Raw genomic sequence first — 22,285 nt, 5'->3', positions numbered from 1 at the left:
GGGCTTTTCAGGCTAGAATGCCTTCTGCCAACCGACCGTCAGCATCCAGTCACCGGTCACCTGCGGACCGTTGATATTCTGGTAGACCGGCGCGCCAAGTTCGATGCCTAGCCGATGGCCGGCCAGCGCGCCATGGGTCGCGACAAAATTGACCCCGCCGAGCAGATCCACTCTTTCTCCCCCGGAAAAGTCGGGATTTGCGGTCTGTACCGGTCCCATGACATTCGGGTTCAAACCATCGATACGGCCTGTCGACTGGGCGCGGACGCGGCCCGACAGGCTGATCCATTGTGCGGGCAGATAGCTGGCCCAGAGTGAGCCTTCATGGACATCGCCCAGACGATAGCCATTGTCATTGGTGCCGGTGCGGATGGTTCCGGCATATTGCGCGCCAAAACTCCATTTCCCCGCCCATTGTTTCAGCGTCAGTGCCGGCATCAGGTCCCAGGTGCCCGAACCGCTCTGCATGCCATAGGGCATGGTCATGGTCATCTGCATGTTCATCGGAGACAGCGTCTGGCCGGTTTCATCGATCGATCCGGTGGGCATGCCTACCACGGCGCGCAGGTTCAGCTCGGTGCCGGTGTCGCTGGTGGCCGGTTTTTGACCCAGCAGCGGGAAAATTGCGCCGGCACTGATGTCTCCAATGCCCTTGGGATTGGTCTGGAAGTCTCCCAGCACCGTCGTCCCGGTTGGTCCCGCATAGGTCGTGATATTTGATTCCCGCTCGCTATAGGGCAGCATGGCGACCAGCGTGATCCAGTCGGCAGGGGAATACATGGCGCCCAGCATGACCATGTCTTTTGCCATGGACTGCGGGACCAGCCGCAAGGTTGGTGGCTGCATCGGCATGCCGGCAAAGCGATTGGGGATGGTGGTCACAATAGCTTCATTGCTGATGCCGTCGGTGCCGATCTGGTTGCCGCTCATTTCCATATGCATATAGCGCAGCGAGAACATGATCTCGCCCTTCTTGTGCGTGTGGTCAGCCGATACCCCGATGGGGGCATGGTCATCAGCCCGCACGTCATGCGCGAGTGCGGGAGAGATTAGGGTGCAAGACGCGATCATCGCGCCTGCAAAAGCTAGATTCTTCATGAAAATTTCCTGTAAATATCTGAACGCAGTGGTCGCCGTGTGGCGCACTGCAAATTTGAAATCGGGTTCAGACGGTTACAGGCGGCCCGGTTGCTGGCGGAACGTTGATCCGGTTGCGCAGCGCAAAGCGGCGCGGCGCGGATGGTTCGTGCGTGGCCGGAGCCAATGTCGACATTGCAAGTTCTGGTGCGGAAGCAGCAAGGCCAAAGGACGTGCCACCGGCAAAGGCGCAGGCAGGCGTTGATGGTTCCTGGTCGGGTTCCGGCGCGCTCTCGTCCTGCTGACCATAGACCAGCGAAAGCAGCTCAAAGTCAGGATTGTCCGGCGTGATCGACAGCTTGCTGTCGGCGTGGCCGGAGCACAGCTTGATCGCAAAGCCGCTGGCGGTCTGGGTCGGCATGAAGCCTTGCGGCGCAAGCGCGCTCAGCAATATTGCGAGCAAAGCGAAAGCGTGGATCGCGGGGTTGGTCTTCAAGAACCGGGAGAGGGCGAGGGGCCGAGTCATGGTGTTGCGGGCGCTATATTGTGCAGCGGGAGTAAATGCTAGTGTTCTCGGAGGTGTCGGCTGCGAGAGGCCGAAAATTCAATGTAATATGGTCTAGGTTCAAGGGTAGCTGCCTACATGTCCGTCACCCTAGCGAAGGCTGGGGCCCAACCCGATCTGGCGATGACCAGCAAGTTTTACACTTGGCGAGAACAAGCGAGAGATAGCAACATTGGCTTAGGCTCCAGCCTTCGCTGGAGTGACAGGATTGAACGCAGTTGGATGAGAGCCATGCAACGGTTTATTGCCGTTAGTGGTCAGCCTGTCGAACGACGCCTGTAGCCGAGAGCTGTCCTTCGACAGGCTCAGGACGAACGGAGCTCATTAAGTCTACGCAACCCTCTCCCTTACGGGAGCGGGAGCGCTATCAAACCCGCATCGGCATAAGCACGTATAGCGCCGTCGACTTGTCATTCTCGCGAATAAGCGTCGGGGCGCTGGCATCGGCCAGGTGCAGTTCGACGGTGTCGCCTTCGATCTCGCCGAGAATATCCATCAGATATTTTGAATTGAAACCGATTTCGAAAACATCGTCCTTGTAGGAACCCGGCACTTCTTCTTCGGCCTTGCCATTTTCCGGCGAGGTGACGGAGAGAGTGATCTTGTCATCGCCGAGCGCCATTTTGACGGCGCGGGTTTTCTCGGTGGCGATGGTCGAGACGCGGTCGACGCCCTGGGCGAAGCTTTTCGCGTCGATCTTGAGCAGCTTGTCATTGCCGGTTGGAATCACTCGGGTGTAATCGGGGAATGTGCCGTCGATCAATTTGCTGGTCAGGATCGCGGTGCCGAGAGTGAAGCGGATCTTGCTCGCCGACAGGTCGATCTGGACCGATGATTCATTATTTTCGTCGAGCAATTTGCGCAATTCGTTGACGCATTTGCGCGGGACGATCACGTCGGGCATGCCTTCTGCACCGGCGGGCCGGGGCAGGGTGACGCGGGCGAGGCGGTGGCCATCGGTCGCGGCGGCCTTGAGTACCGGCGTTTCCTCGTCCTGCACGTGCAGGAAGATGCCGTTGAGATAATAGCGGGTCTCTTCGGTCGAGATCGCAAAGCGGGTCTTGTCGATTATCTGGATCAGCGAGCTTGCGGGCAGTTCGAAACTGGTCGGGAGTTCGCCTTCGGCAATGACCGGGAAATCGTCACGGGGCAGCGTCTGCAGATTAAAGCGGGCGCGGCCGGCGTTGACCTTCATCTTGCCATCGGCCGCGTCCAGTTGCACCTGAGAACCGTCGGGCAGCTTGCGGGCAATGTCGAACAATGTGTGGGCGGACACCGTGGTCGATCCCGCGGTCTCGACCTGGGCTTCGACGGTTTCGACAACCTGAAGGTCGAGGTCGGTCGCCATCAGCTTTATGCTGCCGTCGGCGCTTGCTTCGATCAGCACGTTGGACAATATCGGAATGGTGTTGCGCCGCTCAACCACGGACTGGACATGGCCCAGGCTCTTTAGCAATGCCGCGCGTTCAATGGTCGCTTTCATAAACCGTCCTTCTTGTTCCCAATCAACCGTGAAAATCGCTGTGCACAAGAGTCCGCACAGGTTCACGAATAGTTCCACGCTTCATTAACAATAAAGTGCCGCAGGGCAAGCCTGATCGCGGCCCGATGTCCGATAATGCCGTGAAAAACTGTGGAAAAAACTAGTGAGGCGGGTAAAGCCGCAGTTTCATCGGATGGTTTTTGCCATTTTCGAACGGGACAGGAAAGAAATGAGCGGTATCAATACCAATGGAAAGCGTCTGTTCATTGCGCGCCACGGCGAGACAATCTTCAACCTCGCAGCGCGGATTCAGGGTGACCATGTCCATACGCCATTGACCCGCGCCGGCTTTGCCCAGGCGGATGCGATGGGGCGCGCTCTTGCGCTGCACCTTGCGCCAAATCCACTCACGCTCGATCTGATCGCTTCCGATACCGATCGGGCGCTGCAAACTCTTTCGGTGGTTGCCGAACATGTCGGGGCCGACTGGCATCAGGCGCGCAGCGACGCGCGGCTTCAGGAAATTGATATGGGGGAGTGGGGCGGCGTCTATTACCGCGATCTGGCCGGCAAGCTCGAAATCGACGAAGAGGAGCGGCTGTTTGTCACGGTGGCTCCCGGTGGCGAAGATTATCGCGATGTTGCAAAAAGACTGGAACATTGGATCGCGGAGCAGGATTTTGCGCGGGACGCTGTGCTAATCAGCCACGGCATGACCAGCCGGGTGTTGCGCGGCCTGCTCGTCGGTGCCGATCCGCATCCGCGCTTTGGCGCGCCGATCGCCGCAGGCCTGCCGCAGGGTTCGATCGTGCAGATCCGTGACGGTGTGGAAGAGATTATTCACACCGGCGGAGGGGAAGGGGAGAAAGCTTGAAAAAGCGGCTCATATTCCTGGCGCTTTTCGTGTCGACAATCTCGACACCGGTGGTGGCGAAGGATTCCCTTGGCATATTCAACAGTTGGGGCGCGTTCCGCGATCCGGAAATTCCGCGCTGCTATGCGATTGCGGAGTCGGAAGAAATTAATGGCAAGGCGGAGCGCAAATCTTACGTCAGCATCGGGTTCTGGCCCAAACGCGAGATCAGGCGCCAGTTTCACGTTCGCCTGAGCCGGAACCGGTCAACCAATAGCCGGGTGATCGTCAGCATCGCCGGTCGCCGTTTCCAGCTCACCGCCAATCGCTCCGATGGCTGGTCGCAGGACAAGCGGATGGACGCCGCGATCATCGCCGCGATCCGGTCCTCCACCAGCATGACCGTCGAAAGTGTCGGCCGCGATGGCAAGTCGATCGTGGATGCTTACCGGCTGCGGGGCGCTGCAACGGCCATAGACGCCGCATCGCTGGGCTGCTCGCGGTTGCGGTAGATTTTCCTGCAGACACTCCCTATATGCCGCTTCATGCAGATACCCGGCCATATAGATCCCGTTCCCTTGCCATCCAAGGTCACCCCGCGTGAAGACGGTCGCGTCGACCTCATTGGTCTCAGCGTTGCGGAAATCCGCGACGTTCTGATCGCTGCGGGACTTGAAGAAAAGCAAGGAAAACTGCGCTCCAAGCAGCTGTTCCACTGGATATACCATCGCGGGATCAATGATTTCAGCTTGATGACCGACATGAGCAAGAGCCTGCGGCCCTGGCTGGCCGAGCGTTTTGTCATCGGCCGTCCGGAAATCGTCGAAGCGCATCTGTCGGAAGACGGCACCCGCAAATGGTTGCTGCGCTCTGCCGATAGCCAAGATTATGAAATGGTCTTCATTCCCGATGAAGATCGCGGGACATTATGTATTTCCAGTCAGGTTGGCTGCACGCTCAATTGTCGTTTCTGTCATACCGGCACGATGCGGCTGGTACGCAACCTGACCCCTGGCGAAATTGTCGGTCAGGTGATGCTCGCCCGTGATGCGCTTGGCGAATGGCCGAAGGGCGTTATGGATTTTGCCGAAGAAGGCGAAGCGGAAAATACCAAGGAATATAATCAGGCTTATAAGTCTGACGGACGCCTGCTGACCAATATTGTGCTGATGGGCATGGGTGAGCCATTGTATAATTTCGAGAATGTTCGTGATGCGATGAAGATAGTGATGGACGGCGACGGGCTTGCGCTCTCGCGCCGCCGGATCACTTTGTCGACCAGCGGCGTTGTGCCGATGATCGCCCGGGCGGGAGCGGAGATTAACGTCAATCTCGCGATTTCCCTGCACGCGGTGAACAAGGAAACCAGAGACGAGATCGTCCCACTCAACCGCAAATATTCGATCGAGGAACTGCTACGGGCCTGCGCCGATTATCCCGGAGCCAATAACGCTCGCCGGATCACTTTTGAATATGTGATGCTGAAGGACAAGAATGACAGCGATCAGGATGCCCGCGAGCTGGTCAACCTGCTGCGCAATTACGACTTGCCCGCCAAGGTCAACCTGATCCCGTTCAATCCCTGGCCCGGTTCGGATTATGAATGTTCCACGCCCGAACGGATCAAATCCTTCTCCAAGATCATCTTCGATGCCGGTATCAGCGCGCCAATCCGGACGCCAAGAGGTCGCGATATCATGGCGGCCTGCGGCCAATTGAAATCCGCGAGCGAAAAGAAGAGCCGGGCGGAACTCGACCGGCTGGCCGAAGAGAAGCAGGCTGCGCTCGGCTAGGCAGCTGCGATTACGTCGATCTCGACCATCAATTCCGGCAGAGCCAGGGCCTTGACTTCAAGGGTTGTATCAGCAGGATAGGGCGGTGTGAAAAACCTCTTCCGCGCGGCCACAATTTTCGAGAAATTGGCCATATCGGTCAGATAGATCGTGACCTTGAAAATCTGGTCCCGGCTGCTGCCCGCCGCGCGAAGGACGCGGTCGATATTGCTAAAGACCTGTTCCAACTGGGCGTCGAAGTCATCGATGCCGACAATTTGTCCCTGTTGGTCGATGGCCGCCTGGCCAGAAAGAAACAGCAAATCACCCACTTGCCATGCTGGCGATATAGCATAAGCCGCGAGCGGATCAGGTTGCAGTTTGATGACCTGTTTATACGTGCTCATAATATCCAGTCCCTCCCGTTACCAAGGCATATTCTGGAGAATATTGGACAATTTTGAAAGTGATAAAAAAAGGGCGGGTATTTCTACCCGCCCGATCTGTTTCGATTCAGTCCGGCTGGATTAGAATTTTACGCCGAGACTGACGAGACCCTGGTTACGGGAAACGCCATCTTCATAGTTGCTGTAACGATATTCGCCGCGGGTGAAGACCTTGTCGCTCAGCTTATATTCGATACCGGCACCGACGCGAACGCCGTCGCCGTTATATCCGCCGAGTCCGGGGGAAGACACGCGAGCATTGGTGTAGCCTGCTTTTGCATAGAGCAGGGCGGAGCCGCCAACGACATAGCCAAGACGAGCGCCGGCATAGAGGTCACGACCGGCGTCGACACGATCTATACCATTGGAAATTTTGCTGGTGGACTCGGTTGCTTCCAGCTCGGCACCATAGACAATATTGCCCGATTGGACGTCATATCCCAGTGCGGCGCCGTAAAGAAATCCGTCAACATTATCGGCACCGGCGATGTCGAGGTCAATATTGTCATATCCAGCGATTGCTGTGGCTTTTACGCCGGAAAAGTCGCCTTTTTCTTGAGCCATTGCGGGGGACGCAAGCACAGATGCTGCAATAGCAACTGCTATTGTTACATTTTTCATTTTATTTGTTCCTTGGTTTTACGATTAAACAACCACTACTTTTATTAATCTTCAATTCTTCTTTCGTGGTCGACTGTTGATATAAGTTTACAAACATGAATGACAACTGCACGAATGAATTAAAATTGTAACAAACGCCGTTCTCGAGAACTGTGTTGTGGATATGCAACAGTTGGCCGTTGTAACGTCGGGCTTGGCAAGGCCGAACCAATGGCTAGAGTGCAATCATGCCGAAGGACGCAATCATTTCCGCCCCCAAACGTCACCGCCTGACCACGCGTCTGTGGCACTGGACCAATGCTCTCTGTCTGATGGTGTTGTTGATGAGTGGCCTGACGATTTTCAACGCCCATCCTCGGCTCTATTGGGGCGAATATGGCGCGAATGATGACTATGCCTGGATGGCGGTCGGTTCCTCGGAACGGATGGGTTATTTGCGCCTGGGTGAATTGCGCGTCGAGACAACCGGCTTTCTGGGAAATTGGCAGGATAGTCAGGGTCAAACCCGAACATGGGCTTTTCCAGGCTGGGCGACCATTCCTTCAAGCTACAGTCTGGCCGATGGCCGGCGCTGGCATTTCTTTTTTGCTTGGATATTCAGCTTCGGCCTGGGCTTGTTCATGCTCCGGTCTCTCTGGAACCGCCATATTCAGCGGCACCTTCATATGCGGCGCGAGGAATGGCGACCGTCGCATCTGTGGCGGTCTTTCCGCAATCATACCAGTCTCAGGGCAATCCGCCAATCGGCCGGAGAGGATTATAACAGCATCCAGAAGCTGAGCTATATCGGGGTGATTTTCATCCTGTTGCCGCTGATGATTTTTACCGGTTTGACCATGTCTCCCGCGATGGACGCCAATTGGCCGTTTCTGAGCGATCTGTTCGGAGGGCGCCAGTCAGCGCGTTCGCTTCACTTCATTGCCGCGTTTCTTCTGGTGCTATTTTTCCTGATCCATATGGTGATGGTTCTGCTTTCCGGCCCATTTCGGCAAATCGGAGCGATGATCTCCGGCGGAGAACGGAAGGAGTCCCTGCGATGACGATTATCACCCGCCGGAAATTGATCAGCAGCGCGGCAATCGGCGCGGGGAGCCTGTTGTCCGGTTGTGATGCGCTTAATCGGAGTCCTGCCTTTCAGGATATTCTCGCAAGTGCCGAAACCGCCAATTTCACGGTCCAGCGCGCTCTGGGTGACCGGATGGCGCTGGCGAGTGAATATGCTATGGTCGATCTTTCACCCAAATTCCGGGCCAACGGCACCCGCGATCCCGGCACCGCCGACTATGCCGCCAGCGCGGCTCAGGGTTTTTCCAATTGGCGACTCCGGCTCACCGGTCTGTTCGCCAGGCCGCAGCAGTTTAGCCTCGCGGCGCTGCAATCCCTGCCTCAGCGGACCCAGATCACCCGGCATGACTGTGTCGAGGGCTGGAGTGCGATCGGGCAATGGACCGGCGTTCCGCTCAAGATTCTGCTGGATCTGGCGCAGCTGAAAAGCAGCGCGAAGTTTCTGGTATTTCACTGCGCCGACCGACTGGGCGGCAGGCCTTATTACGAGAGCATCGACCTGATTGACGGCTTCCATCCGCAGACGATGCTGGCGCACCGGTTGAACGGGGAGCCGTTGCCAATCGAGAACGGAGCACCGCTGCGGCTCAGGGTCGAGCGGCAACTGGGTTACAAACAGGCCAAATATGTGACGGGGGTAGAAGCTGTCGCATCGCTGGCAGGGATTGGCGAGGGCAAGGGCGGTTACTGGCAGGATGTCGCCAATTATGAATGGTATGCGGGAATCTGATTTTTGAACTTGGCGCGTTTTCTTGGGAGTGAATGAATGTCGATTTTGGGACGTTTTCTAAAAAGCGTGATTGAAAAGGGTTCTATAAAGGTCACTCATCCCGACGGATCGACCGAAGCATATGGCACGCCGACCGACGGCTATCCCGATATCGGCATCCGGCTCGCTGACAAGAATGTGATGCGGCAAATATTGCTCGATCCGCGGCTCGGCGCAGCGGAGACGTTCATGGATGGCCGGCTGATCGTCGAACAGGGCGATATCATGCAACTGGTGCAGCTGTTGCGCGCCAACAAACCGTTCGAACGTGGCGGCAAGCTCAAGGATCCAAGTGCATTCAAAAAGCTTCGTGACCATGTGGCGGGAAGCCTGGATCGGATAAATTTCCTCGGCCGGTCGAAAAGCAATGTCGCGCATCATTATGATATCGGCAATGATCTCTACGACCTGTTTCTGGATGATGACCTGCAATATAGCTGCGCCTATTGGGACTTCGACCGGCGCGGGCCGGATATGACGCTGGAACAGGCGCAGGCTGACAAGAAGGCGCATATCGCCGCGAAGCTGGATTTGAGGCCGGGCCAGCGGGTGCTCGACATCGGCTGCGGCTGGGGCGGCATGGCGCTCTATCTGCACCGGACAACCGGCGTTGAAGTGCTGGGCATTACGCTGAGCGAAGAACAGCTTAAAAAGGCGCGGGCGCGGGCCGAGAAGGAAGGCGTCGCCGACAAGGTGAAGTTCGAACTGATCGACTATCGAGACCTTGCGCGGCGCGATGCCGGCACCTTTGACCGGATCGTTTCGGTCGGCATGTTCGAACATGTTGGCACGCCGCAGTTTCGCACTTTTTTTCGCAGTTGCGCCAACCTGATGACCGATGACGGGGTGATGCTGCTGCACACGATCGGGCGGATGGGCGGTCCCGGGACGACCGATGCCTTTACCCGCAAATATATTTTCCCCGGCGGCTATATACCGGCGCTGAGCGAAACGCTGGCGGCCAGCGAGCAATTTCGCCTGATCGCGACGGATGTCGAGAATCTGCGGCTCCATTACGCCTTCACCCTGAGAGAATGGTATAAAAGAACGGTGGAAAACCGGGAAAAGATCATCGCGCTATATGACGAGCGTTTCTACCGGATGTGGATATTCTATCTGGCTGGCGCGACGGCGGCGTTTGAAAACGGCGGTATGTGCAATTACCAGATCCAGTTCAGCCGCAACCGGCGGACCTTGCCGATCACGCGCGACTATATCGCGGCGGCAGAGCAAAAGCTGGCGACGTAACTCTTTCTATGATGCCGCTATTGCGGATAGCGCTCGTTCATCAAATCCCAATTGTTGCGGATCAGCTGTTCCAGAACTGCGATATCCACTTGCTCGAGCCGGTTTATATAGAGACAGGACTTGCCGACGCTGTACTTGCCGAGCAGCCCGAATAACCGATCTTGCTCTGCCCGCGCTTCCGGCGTGCAATAAGCTCCCATCAGATAGAGCGACAGCTTCGCCTTACGCGGAGAGAATCCTGCGCGGCACATCGTTCCCTCGCGTCCGCTTTCATATTTATAGTCATAGCTGCCAAATCCGATGATGCTTGGGCCCCACATCCTGGGTTCTTCACCCGTGATTTTACGAAACAGATCAATCAGTTGATGCGCCTCCGCCTTTCGGCGCTCGGGCTCTGCACTTTCGATGAAAGCGGTGACATCGGCATCGGTCGCTTTGGTTTTCAGTTCTGCTTTTGCCATCAGACTCTCCTAACAGTCCCGACATATCATATTGCGCCGAAAATTGGACCCTGTTAGGCGGCCAGTCTAATCTGGGTTCTACTCTTTGAAAGACGATAAAATGAGCGATTCCGTAAAGCGTGTGGTTCTGGCCTTTTCCGGCGGCCTTGATACCAGCGTCATCCTGAAATGGCTGCAGCAGGAATATCAGTGCGAGGTCGTGACCTTCACCGCCGATCTGGGGCAGGGCGAAGAATTGGGTCCTGCGCGGCGTGTTGCCGAAACGCTCGGCGTCAAACCGGAACATATCTTTATCGACGATCTGCGCGAAGAATTCGTCAAGGATTTCGTCTTTCCGATGATGCGCGCCAACGCGCTTTATGAGGGCCTGTATCTGCTCGGCACCTCGATCGCCCGGCCACTGATTTCCAAGCGTCAGATCGAGATTGCCAAGCTGACCGGTGCCGACGCCGTGGCCCATGGCGCAACCGGCAAGGGCAATGACCAGATCCGCTTTGAACTTGGCTATTACGGCCTTGATCCGGACGTGAAAGTAATCGCTCCGTGGCGGGAGTGGGACCTGACCAGCAGGACCCGGTTGATCGAATTTGCCGAAAAACACCAGATTCCGATTCCCAAGGACAAGCGCGGAGAATCGCCATTTTCCTGCGATGCCAATATGCTGCACACGTCTTCGGAAGGCAAAGTGCTTGAAGATCCGTGGGAAGAAGTTCCGGACTATGTCTACTCGCGGACCAACAATCCGGAAGATGCACCGGACAAGCCGGAATATATCACCGTCGATTTCGAGCGCGGCGATGGCGTCGCGATCAATGGCGAGGGGATGAGCCCGGCGACCTTGCTCGAGAAGCTCAACGATTATGGTCGCGAACATGGCATCGGCCGGCTCGACTTGGTCGAGAACCGCTATATCGGGATGAAATCGCGCGGCATGTACGAAACGCCGGGCGGAACCATCTATCACGCTGCCCACCGCGGCATCGAGCAGCTGACTCTGGACCGCGGCGCGGCCCATCTGAAGGATGAACTGGCACCGCGCTACGCGGAACTGGTCTATAACGGTTTCTGGTTCTCGCCGGAGCGCGAGATGCTGCAGGCCGCTATTGATCACAGTCAGGCACGGGTCAACGGCACCGTCCGGCTGAAACTCTACAAGGGATCGGTCGATGTGGTCGGGCGCAAATCAAAGGACAGTCTCTACAGCGAGAAGGTCGTCACATTTGAAGATGACGCCGGTGCTTATGACCAGAAGGACGCGGAAGGCTTCATCAAGCTCAACGCGCTGCGGTTGAAATTGCTCGGCAAGCGCAATGGCTGATATTTGCAGTGCTCCGCGCTTGTCGCGGAGTTGCGATGGCAATGAGACGACCTGTCTCGGCGCCGTCGCACCCACTGTAGGGTTTAAGTCGTGCTGATCCCGCTCCTTCTGCTCCTCGTAGGCTTCGTCGTCCTGATAGTTGGCGGCGAACTGCTGGTCCGAGGCGCAGTCCGCGTGGCCGAAAGGGCAGGGATGTCCGAGCTGTTGATCGGATTGACAATCGTCGGTTTCGGTACGTCTGCACCGGAACTGGTGGCCAGCGTAGAGGCGGCGCTTGCCGGATCGCCCGGTATCGCCTGGGGGAATATCGTCGGCTCCAACCTTGCGAACAGCCTGCTCATTCTCGGTACCGCTTCGCTGATCCTGCCCGTGGTAGTGCCCAGAGGACCATTGTGGCGCGACGGCGGGCTGGCACTGGCTGCGACCGTTGTTTTGTGGCTGGTCGCCAGCACTACGGGGATCACGATCGCCATTGGCAGTGCTTTCCTGATCGTTTTGATGGCCTATCTGGCTTATGCCTATCGGGCGGAACAGACGCAGCCGGTCGGGGCTACGGCCTTGCACGAAAAAGCCGAATCCCTGGAAATTTCCGACACGCATTTGCATGATGTGCAACCGTTATGGCGGTCGATATTGGTGCTGGTTGTCGGGATCGTCCTGATTGTTATGGGCGGCCGGTGGCTGGTTGAGGGCGCGATTGATCTTGCACGCCTCGTGGGCATGAGCGAAGCGGTGATCGGTTTGACCGTTATCGCCATCGGAACCTCGCTACCCGAACTCGTGACCTCGGTGATCGCGGCCTACAAGGGTGCAAGCGCCGTTGCATTGGGCAATGTACTGGGCTCCAATATCTTCAATCTGTTGCTGATTGGCGGGGTCACCGCGATCATCGCTCCCGGCACGATTCCGGGCGAAATTACCGGTTTCGGCCTGCCTGTGCTGATCGCCGCTTCGGTCCTGCTGCTGATATTTGCCGCAACCGGGCGAAGGATAACGCGCATCGAAGGTGGGATATTGCTGGTCACTTATCTGGCACTGCTTGTCTATAATGTAGTGGCTGTTTGAATCAGGCGTTGCAATATCGAGAATCTCTCCCTAAATAGCAGTCATCCCAACATTGTGAGATTTGAAGGGGCTGGCGCCAGACGGGGCCGGCAGCCAAGGTTTTTGCATACGGAAATGGAATTTATTTGACTGATATAGCGACACTGACAGATCTGATTAAGCCGGAAGCGGATGCTTTGGGCTTTGATCTGGTGCGGGTGGAGTTCGTGTCCGGAGCGGAAGAGCCCACTTTGCAGATCATGGCCGAGCGTCCGGAAACCGGACAATTGGGTATTGATGACTGCGCCGCCTTGTCGCGCCGCATCTCGGCAAAGTTTGATATGATGGAAGAAGAAGGCCGCGATCCGATTGACTATGCCTACCGGCTGGAAGTCAGTTCGCCGGGTATCGACCGGCCACTAACGCGCGCAGCTGATTATCAAAATTGGTCCGGCCATGAAGCACGGATCAACCTGATTGAGGCTATCGCCGGCAAGAAACAGCTTCGCGGCCAGCTTGAAGGCATTGAAGGCGATATAATAAAGATTGACGATCGGGAGACGGGAAGTCAGGAGACGCCTTTGGCAAATGTCCATAGTGCGAAACTGATTCTGACCGACGCACTGATTGCTGCAACCATTCCGGTTTCCACCGCGGGTGCAGACGAGATTGAAGAACAGACTTTAGAAGAACAGGAAGACTAATCATGGGCAGTGCTATTTCAGCCAATAAAGCCGAATTGCTCGCTATTGCGACCGCCGTTGCAACGGAGAAAATGATCGACAAGTCGATCGTAATCGAAGCGTTGGAGGAGGCGATCCAGAAAGCGGCTCGTGCCCGCTATGGCGCAGAGAATGACATTCGCGCGAAACTTGACGTCAAAACCGGCGATTTGCGCTTGTGGCGGGTTGTCGAAGTGGTTGATGAAGTCGAAGATTATTTCAAGCAGGTCGATATCAAGCAGGCGGAAAAGCTGGAGCCGGGCTCCAGCGTTGGCGACTTTATCGTCGATCCGCTGCCGGAAGTCGATCTGGGCCGTATTGACGCGCAATCTGCCAAGCAGGTGATTTTCCAGAAGGTTCGGGATGCCGAACGCGACCGGCAATTTGAAGAATTCAAGGAACGCGCCGGAGAGATCATCACCGGTGTGGTGAAGTCGGTTGAATTTGGCCATGTGGTCGTCGACCTCGGCCGTGCAGAAGGCGTTATTCGCCGCGACCAGCAAATCCCGCGCGAAGCCGCCCGGGTTGGCGATCGCGTGCGTTCGCTCATTCTTGATGTGCGCCGTGAAAATCGTGGACCCCAGATATTCCTTTCCCGTGCCCACCCTGATTTCATGCGGCATCTGTTCGCACAGGAAGTGCCGGAAATTTACGACGGCATCATCGAAATCAAGGCAGCAGCCCGCGATCCGGGCTCTCGCGCCAAGATCGGTGTGATCAGCCACGATAGTTCGATTGACCCGGTTGGCGCATGCGTCGGCATGAAGGGTAGCCGCGTTCAGGCTGTCGTGCAGGAAATGCAGGGCGAGAAAATCGACATCATTCCATGGTCGGAAGATATTGCGACATTCGTCGTCAATGCCTTGCAGCCAGCGACGGTTAGCCGCGTTGTTATCGACGAGGAAGAAGGACGGATCGAGGTTGTGGTTCCTGATGACCAGCTCAGTCTTGCCATTGGCCGTCGCGGACAGAATGTCCGTCTGGCCTCGCAGCTGACCGGTCTTGCGATCGATATCATGACCGAAGCGGACTCGAGCGAAAAACGGCAAGCCGAATTTGCTGCCCGTACCGAGATGTTCCAGGAAGACCTGGACGTTGACGAAACATTGTCGCAGCTTCTGGTGGCCGAAGGCTTCAGCGAACTTGAAGAAGTCGCTTATGTTGCGCCGGAAGAAATCTCCAATATCGAAGGCTTTGACGAAGAGCTTGCTGCCGAATTGCAGAATCGTGCTCTCGAGGCGCTGGAACGGCGTGAAGCGGTTGCGCGGGAAAAACGCACCGAACTGGGCGTCGAGGATGCCATTGCCGAACTGCCGCATCTGACCGAAGCCATGCTGGTGACGCTGGGTGAAGCAGGCCTCAAGACTCTCGACGATGTTGCCGATCTCGCTACCGACGAACTCGTTCTGAAGCGCAAATCGGAACCGCGTCGCCGCAACGACACGCGCAAGCCCGAGCCAGACGGCGTGTTGGCCAAATATGGTCTGACCGAAGAGCAGGGCAACGAGATCATCATGGCGGCACGTGCACACTGGTTCGAGGACGAAGACGAGCCAGCGGCAGCTGCTGCGACCGAGGAAACCGGGGAGGACGCAAATGCGGAATCCACCCAATGAAACGCGGTCTAACCCTCTAGATCGCACGTCACACCGTAAATGCATTTTAACCGGAGAGAGCTTCTCTCCGGAGCAATTGGTGCGTCTCGCGATGGGTCCGGAAGGACAAATCGCGCCGGATGTGCGGGCAAAGGCACCGGGGCGCGGGGCGTGGATTAGTGTCAATCGGGCCGGGCTCGAGACAGCGCTTGCCAAGGGCCAGCTTAAAGCGGCATTGTCGCGTGCCTTCAAGACCGGCCCGCTCGATATTCCGGCCAATCTGGCAGACCAGCTTGAAAAAGCGCTGGAACGCGCCACATTGGACAGGCTGGGGCTCGAAGCCCGTGGCGGGACTTTGTTAACCGGTTCAGAAAAAATCGAAACTGCAGCAAGGCGCGAGGAGCTGTTCATGCTTCTTCACGCGTCTGATGCCGGGCAAGACGGGTCGTCAAAGCTTGCGCAAGCCTGGCGCGTCGGCAGTGATCGGGAAGGGCAAGATTTGCGCGGAATGACTTTGCCTGTGGACCGTCAGTGCCTTTCTGTGGCATTGGGCCGCCAGAATGTTGTTCATATCGGGATTATAGATAGACGCGCAGCAGAGCGGCTTTCGCATATGCTCGCAAGATGGCTTCACTTCATCGGTAATGATGAAGTACCGGATGAAGCGGAAAAGAAAGTTGCTTAATCTGGTCTAGGAAGACCAGGTAATATATTGAAAATGTTTATTTTTAGGGATTAAGTCTGTTCGATGAGTGAAGATACAAAAGATACGCCAAAACCTGCACGCAAGCCTTTGGGCTTAAAGCGTTCGGTTGAACCTGGCGAAGTCAAACAGACGTTCAGCCATGGACGCACCAACAAGGTTGTGGTCGAGGTCAAGCGCAAGAAACTTGTCGGGAAACCCGGCGCACAGGAAGCGGCGAAAGAAATCGTCAAGGAAACTCCTGTGCCCGCTCCGGCACCTACTCCCGCTCCCAAGGCAGCGCCGAAAAAGCCGGCAGCTGCGCCTAAAGCGGATGATGGTCTGACCCGTCAGGAAAAACAGGCGAAACTGTTACGCGAAGCGGAAGAAGCACGCCTCGAGGCGATGCAGGAAGCCCGTAAACGCGACACACGCGAGAAGAAAGAGCAGACCGCAGAAGAGAAAAAGCGGGCGGAAGAAAACCGCAAGGCCGAAGCAGAGCAGGCGCTCAAGGCGCAGGAAGAAATTGCAGCCGCAGAAAAAGCGGCGGCGGAGGCTCCTGCTGATGCGGAACCCGCGTCGGCAGACAAGCCGGAAGAAGCGCCAGCCGCTGCGGCCGGTACCACTGCTGCGCGACCACCGGCTCGCAAATTCACTCCTGTGGAAGCGCCGAAACGCCCGAAACCGGAAAAAGAAAAAGAGAAACAGAAAGTCGGACGCGACGATCGCAACGATCGCCGTCAATCGGGCAAGCTGACCGTCAACCGCGCTCTGCGTGGCGAAGACGGCGCGGCACGGGCGCGTTCGCTCGCTGCCCTGAAACGTGCCCGGGAAAAAGAAAAGCGCGCTCAGCGGTCGGGTCGGCCATCCGAGCCACGTGAAAAGCAGATCCGTTCCGTTATCGTGCCGGAAGCCATTACCGTGCAGGAACTGGCCAAACGTATGGGCGAAAAGGGCGCGGACCTCGTTAAATCCCTGTTCAAAATGGGTTCGATGGTCACCGTCAACCAGACGATCGATCAGGATACCGCAGAATTGCTGGTCGAGGAATTCGGCCACAATATCCAGCGTGTCTCGGAAGCTGATGTCGAAATCGACACCCAGGCTGACGTCGATCCGGAAGAAACGCTGCGGCCACGTGCGCCAGTCGTTACGATCATGGGCCATGTTGATCACGGCAAGACCTCGCTGCTCGACGCATTGCGCGGAACCGATGTGGTTGCCGGTGAAGCCGGGGGTATTACCCAGCATATCGGCGCCTATCAGGTGACCATGAAAAATGGTGACAAGGTTACGTTCCTCGATACGCCTGGTCATGAAGCCTTTACCGAAATGCGGATGCGCGGCGCCAATGTCACGGATATCGTGATCCTGGTCGTTGCCGCCGATGACGGTTTGATGCCGCAGACGATTGAAGCGATCAATCACACCAAGGCGGCCGGCGTTCCGATGATTGTCGCGATCAACAAGATCGACAAGGAAGGCGCCGATCCAACCACGGTTCGTACCCGCCTGCTTGAACATGAAGTCATTGTTGAGGAAATGTCCGGTGATGTTCTCGACGCCGAAGTCTCGGCGCTCAAGAAAATCGGTCTCGACGAACTGATGGAGAAAATCCACGTTCAGGCCGAATTGCTCGAACTGAAAGCGCGTCCCGACCGTCCTGCAGAAGGTTCGGTTGTCGAAGCTAAGCTCGACAAGGGGCGCGGTCCGGTTGCAACTGTGCTGATCGAACGCGGCACATTGAAACGCGGCGATGTCTTTGTCGTCGGTTCGCAAACCGGTAAGGTTCGCGCGCTGATTGATGACAAGGGCCAGCAGGTCAAGGAAGCCGGACCTTCGACACCGGTCGAAGTGCTCGGTATCTCCGGCGTTCCATCTGCCGGCGACAAGCTGACTGTGGTCGAAAACGAAGGCCGTGCCCGCGAAGTCGCCGCATATCGTGCGGAACAAAACAAGCTGAAACGCACCACTCAGGTGCCGACCAGCCTCGAGAACATGTTCTCGGCGGCGGCAAATAGCGCGGTGGAATTCCCGGTATTGGTGAAAGCCGATGTCCAGGGGTCGACCGAAGCCATTGTCCAGGCGCTGAACAAAATCTCGAACGACGATATCAAGGTGCGGATCCTGCACAGCGGTGTCGGCGCGATCACGGAATCGGACGTGACTCTGGCCGGAGCCAGCAAGGCGCCGATCATCGGTTTTAACGTCCGTCCCAATGCGAAGGCCCGGGAAATCGGCAAGCGGGACGGCGTCCGCTTCAAATATTTCGACATCATCTATGCTTTGACCGACGATATTCGCGCGGAAATGGCTGGTGAGCTGGGTCCCGAGAAGATCGAGAATGTCATGGGCCGCGCCGAGGTCAAGGACGTGTTCAAGTCGGGCAAGAAAGACAAGGCAGCCGGTTTGCTGGTTACCGAAGGTTCCTTGCGCAAAGGCCTGTTCGCCCGTCTTACCCGCGACGATGTCATCGTCAGCGCAACGACGATCGCGTCGCTGCGGCGGTTCAAGGATGACGTCGAGGAAGTACGCGCCGGTATGGAATGTGGTGCGGTGCTCGAGGATACCAACGACATCAAGCCGGGCGATATGCTCGAGGTGTTCGAGGTTGAAGAACGCGAGCGGATTATTTAATTTCGCTCCCGGTTACGGGAGGGGGCAGGGGTAGGCCTTCGGGCTACCTCGACCTTCCCACCCCCGACCCCTCCCGCAAGCGGGAGGGGGGAGATAACAACGATGGCAAAATATAACGATACATCCCCCGAAGGTCGTTCGGTCCGCTTGCTGCGCGTCGGCGAGCAGGTCCGGCATATATTGTCGGAACTGCTGATGCGCGGAGAAGTACATGATGCGGTGCTGACATCGCATAGTGTCAGCGTCACCGAAGTGCGCATGTCTCCCGATTTGCGCCACGCGACGGTGTTTGTGAAGCCGTTGCTCGGCGCGAACGAGGCGGACGTGCTCAAGGCGCTGAAAACCAACACCGCATTCTTCCAGAAGGAAGTCGCGAAGCGGGTGCAGATGAAATATGCGGCAAAGCTGAAATTCCTGTCGGACGAAAGCTTTGATACTGCCGAGCATATCGAAAGCCTGCTCAACAATCCCAAGGTTGCGCAGGATTTGGCGAAAGAGGCTGACGAGGAATAGCGCCGTTCGTCCTGAGCTTGTCGAAGGACGGTTTCAGGACGCAAAAGTGCTTCGACAGGCTCAGCACGAACGGTTATGAGATCGTCCACATGGCCAAACTCTATTTCTATTACGCGTCGATGAACGCCGGAAAATCGAGCAATTTGCTCCAGGCGGCGTTCAACTATGGCGAGCGCGGCATGAAGGTCATGCTGTGGACCGCAGCGATCGACAATCGGGCGAGCTTTGGCGCCATCGCCTCGCGGATTGGCCTGCACGCCGATGCGCATAGATTTAGCGAAACGACGGATTTACTAAGTGCTGTGACCGCCGAACATGAGCAAGCCAGGCTGGCCTGCGTGATGATCGACGAAGCGCAATTTCTGACCGAAGATCAGGTCTGGCAATGCGCGCGACTGGCGGACGAGAGCGGTGTCCCGGTACTTTGCTATGGTCTGCGCACCGACTTTCAGGGCAATTTATTCCCTGGTTCGGCAAAGCTGCTCGGTATTGCCGACAGTCTGGTCGAGCTGAAAGCCGTGTGCGAATGCGGGCGCAAGGCGACGATGAACCTGCGCATAGATGAAAGCGGCAAGGCGATTGCTGCGGGTGAACAAACCGAAATCGGCGGCAATGAAAGCTATATTGCGCTGTGCCGGAAACATTTCCGGGAGCGGCTTGATGGATAAGCTGTCGAAAATACTGGAAGAGGGCCCCGTTCGTCTCGAACCGCTGGCCGAACATCATCTCGAACCGCTGCGCGCTGCCTGCGCTGAGGATCAGGATATCTGGGAAATCTATCCGGTTTCGATGCTCGACGAGAATTTCGACAAGGCTATCCAAGCCTTCCACAATACCAGCAATTGGGTTCGCTTTGCAGTGATCAATCGCGAAACAGACACGGTCGTCGGCATGACCAACTATATCAACCCGGATCAGTTCGACGTAGTCGAAATTGGCGGAACTTATATCGCGCCGTCGGTGCGCGGCAGCGGGTTCAACAATATTATGAAAAAACTGATGATCAATCATGCCTTTGCCTGCGGATTTACCCGGATCGAATTCCGTGTCGATACCCGTAACAAACGCTCGATGGCGGCCGTGTTGAAACTCGGTGCGACGCATGAGGGTACATTGCGCAAGAACCGGATTACCTGGACGGATTATGTCCGGGATACCGCCGTTTTCGGGTTGCTCAAGGAAGAGTGGAGCTTGTGAAGACGAGGCTTTCGATCCTGGTCCCGGCGTTGCTGCTGGCGAATACAGCAAGCATTGCATGTGATGATGTCGGGGATCGATCCGGCACTGCTTCGATCCCGTTGAATTCTGTCTCCGCCGAAGGATTTGTTCCCGATGGCTGGTATCTGGAGAAATCCGTCGAGGGTGACCTGGATAGGGACGGGCTTCCGGATCTGGCGCTTATCATCCGGCAGAATGACCCGAAACTGGTCATTGAAGGCAACGGTGTGGGTACAGGTCCATATGACGGTAACCCGCGGACAATCTTGGTGGCGCTAAAGCAAGCGGGTGGCGGATATTTGCGGATCGCTCAGAACGACCAGATCATCCCCGTTACCGGCGGCGCGATGATCGATGATCCGATTGACAACGCCTCGGATGGTTCGCTGACTATCGACAAGGGCGTCATGCGGTTAAATATCGGTTTCTGGTCCAGTGCGGGCAGCTGGGACATGTTCAACAGGACATTTTCGTTTCGGCTGAAGGGGAGGCAGCTGGGGCTGATCGGCTATGACAATCATCATGTGCATCGTGGGTCCGGAGCATTGAATATTGTCAGCATCAATTATCTGACGCGGCGCAAAAAAACCGACAACGGCAGTATTGAAGACGCTCATGTTCCTGAAGTGTGGAGCAAGATCAGCCGCAAGCCGCTGATCCTTTTTGACGATATCGGCGATGGTTATGAATTTGATTCCGATAAAAACTAGTCTTTTCAGGCAGGATATAGATTGACGATGGAAAAGCCCCATGGCTGGATCATATTGGACAAGCCGCTGGAACTGGGATCGACGCAAGCCGTCGGCGCGGTGAAGCGCAATCTGCGCGAGGCGGGGCTTCTCGGCAAGGGCAAGGACAAGCTGAAAGTCGGTCATGGCGGGACGCTGGACCCGCTGGCCACCGGGGTTTTGCCGATCGCGATCGGTGAGGCGACGAAGCTGTGCGGGCGGATGCTCGATGCAACCAAAATTTATGAATTTACGATTGGCTTCGGCAGTGAGACCGAAACGCTGGATGTCGAAGGGGAGGTGACGGAGACGTCCGGCCACCGGCCGTCGCTGGCGGAGGTTGAAGCTATTCTGCCGCAATTCACCGGGCTGATTGAACAGATTCCACCAAAATATTCGGCGCTGAAGATTGATGGCAAGCGGGCCTATGATCTGGCGCGGGCAGGGGTTGATGTGGAGATGAAATTGCGGGGGGTGACTATATACGCTCTTTCTATTTCCTCCCTGAAGCGAAGCTTTGGGGAGGGGGACCGCGCCGAAGGCGTGGTGGAGGGGCCGGAAAGCGCGGTGACCCCTCCACCAGCTAACGCTGGTCCCCCTCCCCATGCTTCGCACAGGGAGGAAATTCAGGAAATAACCCTCACCGCCAATGTCTCCAAAGGAACCTATATCCGCTCGCTCGCCCGCGATATCGCCCGGGCCGTTGGCACGTTTGGTCATGTCACGATGTTGCGCCGTACCAAGGCTGGTCCGTTCAGCTTGAAACAGGCGATTTCGCTGGACAAACTCAACGAAATTGGTAAGGGCGCGGACATTAAGGAATACCTCTTGCCGCTTGAGGCGGGGCTGGACGACATCCCGGCTTTCGACCTCGACCCTGATCAGGCAAGAATGCTTCGGCAAGGCTTAACGCTGGACGAGCAGGATTTGATCGGGAACCCCGCACTCAACGGGCTTTTTCTTGCGACAGAGAATCTAGGTTCTCCGGTTGCTCTGGCAGAGATTGTTGATGGCGCCGTGAAGGTGGTCCGCGGGTTCAATATGTAAAAGATGTTCGAAGGAATGATGAATAATGACGATTACCGCAGAAAAAAAACAGGAACTGATTACAAAATTCGCCCAGACCAAAGGCGATACCGGTTCTCCGGAAGTTCAGGTCGCTGTGCTTACAGAGCGTATTGTGAACTTGACTGAGCATTTCAAAGGTCACCACAAGGATAACCACTCTCGTCGCGGATTGCTGATGATGGTGAACAAGCGGCGCAGCCTGCTGGACTATCTTCGCAAGAAAGATGTCGCGCGTTACGCCAAGTTGATCAAGGACCTTGGTCTCCGGAAATAAGAGTTTCGAAGGCGGCCTCCTGAGTGGGGCCGTTTTCACTTTGTGCGCCTGTGTAGACAGGTGGCCATCTCCAGAAAGTGCCAATTTACGCAAACCTGGGAGATGGACTTCCGCCCTGGCGGAGGA

24 protein-coding genes are annotated in these 22,285 nt (G+C 56.6%); 18 read left to right on the top strand and 6 right to left on the bottom strand.

The features are described from left to right. Positions 1 to 12 precede the first annotated feature (12 nt). From AACZ86_RS07620 to dnaN, 3 genes are all read right to left on the bottom strand, one after another. Positions 13 to 1,098, bottom strand: coding sequence for a transporter (locus AACZ86_RS07620; protein ID WP_339690993.1), 1,086 nt, complete (start codon positions 1,096 to 1,098; stop codon positions 13 to 15). A 67-nt stretch (positions 1,099 to 1,165) separates the two neighbouring features. Next, on the bottom strand, positions 1,166 to 1,603 hold the full coding sequence (locus tag AACZ86_RS07615) for a DUF2946 family protein (RefSeq protein ID WP_339690991.1): 438 nt from the start codon (positions 1,601 to 1,603) through the stop codon (positions 1,166 to 1,168). Between the two features lie 406 nt (positions 1,604 to 2,009). Continuing rightward, positions 2,010 to 3,125 carry a DNA polymerase III subunit beta gene (gene dnaN / locus AACZ86_RS07610; RefSeq protein WP_339690989.1) on the bottom strand — a complete coding sequence of 372 codons (1,116 nt, stop codon included), beginning with the start codon at positions 3,123 to 3,125 and terminating at the stop codon, positions 2,010 to 2,012. Between the two features lie 229 nt (positions 3,126 to 3,354). Here dnaN and AACZ86_RS07605 point away from each other — a divergent pair, with 229 nt between their 5' ends. From AACZ86_RS07605 to rlmN, 3 genes are read left to right on the top strand one after another with little or no spacing between them, the layout of a single operon-like run. Next, a complete protein-coding gene (locus AACZ86_RS07605) occupies positions 3,355 to 3,999 on the top strand; it encodes a histidine phosphatase family protein (RefSeq protein WP_339690986.1) in 645 nt (214 codons plus the stop codon). Further along, complete coding sequence (locus tag AACZ86_RS07600; protein WP_339690984.1) at positions 3,996 to 4,490, top strand: hypothetical protein; 495 nt, start codon at positions 3,996 to 3,998, stop codon at positions 4,488 to 4,490. Before AACZ86_RS07605 ends, AACZ86_RS07600 begins: the two co-directional genes overlap by 4 nt. Positions 4,491 to 4,523: 33 nt before the next feature. Beyond that, positions 4,524 to 5,771, top strand: coding sequence for a 23S rRNA (adenine(2503)-C(2))-methyltransferase RlmN (rlmN, locus tag AACZ86_RS07595; RefSeq protein ID WP_339690982.1), 1,248 nt, complete (start codon positions 4,524 to 4,526; stop codon positions 5,769 to 5,771). On the opposite strand, the gene AACZ86_RS07590 is transcribed toward rlmN, so the two are convergent. Together AACZ86_RS07590 and AACZ86_RS07585 are read right to left on the bottom strand one after the other, a co-directional pair. Continuing rightward, on the bottom strand, positions 5,768 to 6,157 hold the full coding sequence (locus AACZ86_RS07590; RefSeq protein ID WP_339690978.1) for a RidA family protein: 390 nt from the start codon (positions 6,155 to 6,157) through the stop codon (positions 5,768 to 5,770). The two genes, rlmN and AACZ86_RS07590, sit on opposite strands and share 4 nt — an antisense overlap. A 120-nt stretch (positions 6,158 to 6,277) precedes the next feature. Then, on the bottom strand, positions 6,278 to 6,817 hold the full coding sequence (locus AACZ86_RS07585; RefSeq protein WP_339690975.1) for a porin family protein: 540 nt from the start codon (positions 6,815 to 6,817) through the stop codon (positions 6,278 to 6,280). Positions 6,818 to 7,044: 227 nt separating this feature from the next. Here AACZ86_RS07585 and AACZ86_RS07580 point away from each other — a divergent pair, with 227 nt between their 5' ends. The 3 genes from AACZ86_RS07580 to AACZ86_RS07570 are packed head-to-tail and all read left to right on the top strand — an operon-like array spanning position 7,045 to position 9,899. Then, positions 7,045 to 7,857: a cytochrome b/b6 domain-containing protein gene (locus tag AACZ86_RS07580; protein WP_339690973.1), complete on the top strand. Its 813-nt coding sequence runs from the start codon at positions 7,045 to 7,047 to the stop codon at positions 7,855 to 7,857. After that, positions 7,854 to 8,612: a molybdopterin-binding protein gene (locus AACZ86_RS07575; protein WP_339690972.1), complete on the top strand. Its 759-nt coding sequence runs from the start codon at positions 7,854 to 7,856 to the stop codon at positions 8,610 to 8,612. Before AACZ86_RS07580 ends, AACZ86_RS07575 begins: the two co-directional genes overlap by 4 nt. Before the next feature lie 36 nt (positions 8,613 to 8,648). Further along, positions 8,649 to 9,899 (top strand): cyclopropane-fatty-acyl-phospholipid synthase family protein, encoded by a 1,251-nt coding sequence (locus AACZ86_RS07570; protein WP_339690970.1) that lies wholly within the window; start codon positions 8,649 to 8,651, stop codon positions 9,897 to 9,899. Positions 9,900 to 9,916: 17 nt separating this feature from the next. On the opposite strand, the gene AACZ86_RS07565 is transcribed toward AACZ86_RS07570, so the two are convergent. After that, on the bottom strand, positions 9,917 to 10,360 hold the full coding sequence (locus AACZ86_RS07565) for a DUF1801 domain-containing protein (RefSeq protein WP_339690967.1): 444 nt from the start codon (positions 10,358 to 10,360) through the stop codon (positions 9,917 to 9,919). A gap of 100 nt (positions 10,361 to 10,460) precedes the next feature. On the opposite strand from AACZ86_RS07565, the gene AACZ86_RS07560 reads away from it, so the two are divergent. The 12 genes from AACZ86_RS07560 (at position 10,461) to rpsO (ending at position 22,159) form a co-directional block, all read left to right on the top strand. Beyond that, the gene (locus AACZ86_RS07560; protein WP_339690964.1) at positions 10,461 to 11,678 is read left to right on the top strand and encodes an argininosuccinate synthase; all 1,218 of its coding nucleotides are present in this window, start codon (positions 10,461 to 10,463) and stop codon (positions 11,676 to 11,678) included. Between the two features lie 90 nt (positions 11,679 to 11,768). Beyond that, a complete protein-coding gene (locus AACZ86_RS07555) occupies positions 11,769 to 12,743 on the top strand; it encodes a calcium/sodium antiporter (RefSeq protein ID WP_339690962.1) in 975 nt (324 codons plus the stop codon). Between the two features lie 125 nt (positions 12,744 to 12,868). Further along, entirely contained in the window at positions 12,869 to 13,426 is a 558-nt protein-coding gene (gene rimP, locus AACZ86_RS07550; RefSeq protein ID WP_339690959.1) for a ribosome maturation protein RimP, read from the top strand. 2 nt (positions 13,427 to 13,428) lie between these two features. Then, on the top strand, positions 13,429 to 15,060 hold the full coding sequence (gene nusA, locus AACZ86_RS07545; RefSeq protein WP_339690957.1) for a transcription termination factor NusA: 1,632 nt from the start codon (positions 13,429 to 13,431) through the stop codon (positions 15,058 to 15,060). Beyond that, complete coding sequence (locus AACZ86_RS07540) at positions 15,041 to 15,724, top strand: DUF448 domain-containing protein (RefSeq protein ID WP_339690955.1); 684 nt, start codon at positions 15,041 to 15,043, stop codon at positions 15,722 to 15,724. Before nusA ends, AACZ86_RS07540 begins: the two co-directional genes overlap by 20 nt. A gap of 63 nt (positions 15,725 to 15,787) precedes the next feature. Next, positions 15,788 to 18,358: a translation initiation factor IF-2 gene (gene infB, locus AACZ86_RS07535; RefSeq protein WP_339690953.1), complete on the top strand. Its 2,571-nt coding sequence runs from the start codon at positions 15,788 to 15,790 to the stop codon at positions 18,356 to 18,358. A gap of 102 nt (positions 18,359 to 18,460) precedes the next feature. Beyond that, positions 18,461 to 18,871 carry a 30S ribosome-binding factor RbfA gene (gene rbfA / locus AACZ86_RS07530; RefSeq protein WP_339690951.1) on the top strand — a complete coding sequence of 137 codons (411 nt, stop codon included), beginning with the start codon at positions 18,461 to 18,463 and terminating at the stop codon, positions 18,869 to 18,871. Between the two features lie 89 nt (positions 18,872 to 18,960). Next, complete coding sequence (locus tag AACZ86_RS07525) at positions 18,961 to 19,539, top strand: thymidine kinase (protein ID WP_339690949.1); 579 nt, start codon at positions 18,961 to 18,963, stop codon at positions 19,537 to 19,539. Beyond that, positions 19,532 to 20,068 (top strand): GNAT family protein, encoded by a 537-nt coding sequence (locus AACZ86_RS07520; protein ID WP_339690947.1) that lies wholly within the window; start codon positions 19,532 to 19,534, stop codon positions 20,066 to 20,068. The genes AACZ86_RS07525 and AACZ86_RS07520 overlap by 8 nt, the downstream gene beginning before the upstream one ends. Then, a complete protein-coding gene (locus AACZ86_RS07515) occupies positions 20,065 to 20,799 on the top strand; it encodes a hypothetical protein (RefSeq protein ID WP_339690945.1) in 735 nt (244 codons plus the stop codon). Before AACZ86_RS07520 ends, AACZ86_RS07515 begins: the two co-directional genes overlap by 4 nt. A 27-nt stretch (positions 20,800 to 20,826) precedes the next feature. Beyond that, the gene (gene truB, locus AACZ86_RS07510) at positions 20,827 to 21,864 is read left to right on the top strand and encodes a tRNA pseudouridine(55) synthase TruB (RefSeq protein WP_339691167.1); all 1,038 of its coding nucleotides are present in this window, start codon (positions 20,827 to 20,829) and stop codon (positions 21,862 to 21,864) included. A gap of 25 nt (positions 21,865 to 21,889) precedes the next feature. After that, positions 21,890 to 22,159 carry a 30S ribosomal protein S15 gene (gene rpsO / locus AACZ86_RS07505; RefSeq protein ID WP_339690944.1) on the top strand — a complete coding sequence of 90 codons (270 nt, stop codon included), beginning with the start codon at positions 21,890 to 21,892 and terminating at the stop codon, positions 22,157 to 22,159. Positions 22,160 to 22,285: the final 126 nt, after the last annotated feature.

The organism is uncultured Parasphingorhabdus sp. (assembly GCF_963975735.1).
In the GTDB taxonomy this organism is placed as follows: Bacteria; Pseudomonadota; Alphaproteobacteria; order Sphingomonadales; family Sphingomonadaceae; genus Parasphingorhabdus.
This window is presented reverse-complemented; position numbering and strand designations above follow the sequence as displayed.

Excerpts from the sequence above, each read along its gene's own strand:
- rbfA (WP_339690951.1), top strand. The coding sequence starts at position 18,461 with ATGGCAAAATATAACGATACATCCCCCGAAGGTCGTTCGGTCCGCTTG.
- AACZ86_RS07615 (WP_339690991.1), bottom strand. The coding sequence starts at position 1,603 with ATGACTCGGCCCCTCGCCCTCTCCCGGTTCTTGAAGACCAACCCCGCG.
- dnaN (WP_339690989.1), bottom strand. The coding sequence starts at position 3,125 with ATGAAAGCGACCATTGAACGCGCGGCATTGCTAAAGAGCCTGGGCCAT.
- rlmN (WP_339690982.1), top strand. The coding sequence starts at position 4,524 with ATGCAGATACCCGGCCATATAGATCCCGTTCCCTTGCCATCCAAGGTC.
- truB (WP_339691167.1), top strand. The coding sequence starts at position 20,827 with ATGGAAAAGCCCCATGGCTGGATCATATTGGACAAGCCGCTGGAACTG.
- AACZ86_RS07520 (WP_339690947.1), top strand. The coding sequence starts at position 19,532 with ATGGATAAGCTGTCGAAAATACTGGAAGAGGGCCCCGTTCGTCTCGAA.
- rpsO (WP_339690944.1), top strand. The coding sequence starts at position 21,890 with ATGACGATTACCGCAGAAAAAAAACAGGAACTGATTACAAAATTCGCC.
- AACZ86_RS07560 (WP_339690964.1), top strand. The coding sequence starts at position 10,461 with ATGAGCGATTCCGTAAAGCGTGTGGTTCTGGCCTTTTCCGGCGGCCTT.
- infB (WP_339690953.1), top strand. The coding sequence starts at position 15,788 with ATGAGTGAAGATACAAAAGATACGCCAAAACCTGCACGCAAGCCTTTG.
- AACZ86_RS07620 (WP_339690993.1), bottom strand. The coding sequence starts at position 1,098 with ATGAAGAATCTAGCTTTTGCAGGCGCGATGATCGCGTCTTGCACCCTA.
- AACZ86_RS07540 (WP_339690955.1), top strand. The coding sequence starts at position 15,041 with ATGCGGAATCCACCCAATGAAACGCGGTCTAACCCTCTAGATCGCACG.
- AACZ86_RS07590 (WP_339690978.1), bottom strand. The coding sequence starts at position 6,157 with ATGAGCACGTATAAACAGGTCATCAAACTGCAACCTGATCCGCTCGCG.
- AACZ86_RS07580 (WP_339690973.1), top strand. The coding sequence starts at position 7,045 with ATGCCGAAGGACGCAATCATTTCCGCCCCCAAACGTCACCGCCTGACC.
- AACZ86_RS07570 (WP_339690970.1), top strand. The coding sequence starts at position 8,649 with ATGTCGATTTTGGGACGTTTTCTAAAAAGCGTGATTGAAAAGGGTTCT.
- AACZ86_RS07575 (WP_339690972.1), top strand. The coding sequence starts at position 7,854 with ATGACGATTATCACCCGCCGGAAATTGATCAGCAGCGCGGCAATCGGC.
- AACZ86_RS07585 (WP_339690975.1), bottom strand. The coding sequence starts at position 6,817 with ATGAAAAATGTAACAATAGCAGTTGCTATTGCAGCATCTGTGCTTGCG.
- AACZ86_RS07565 (WP_339690967.1), bottom strand. The coding sequence starts at position 10,360 with ATGGCAAAAGCAGAACTGAAAACCAAAGCGACCGATGCCGATGTCACC.
- nusA (WP_339690957.1), top strand. The coding sequence starts at position 13,429 with ATGGGCAGTGCTATTTCAGCCAATAAAGCCGAATTGCTCGCTATTGCG.
- AACZ86_RS07605 (WP_339690986.1), top strand. The coding sequence starts at position 3,355 with ATGAGCGGTATCAATACCAATGGAAAGCGTCTGTTCATTGCGCGCCAC.
- AACZ86_RS07525 (WP_339690949.1), top strand. The coding sequence starts at position 18,961 with ATGGCCAAACTCTATTTCTATTACGCGTCGATGAACGCCGGAAAATCG.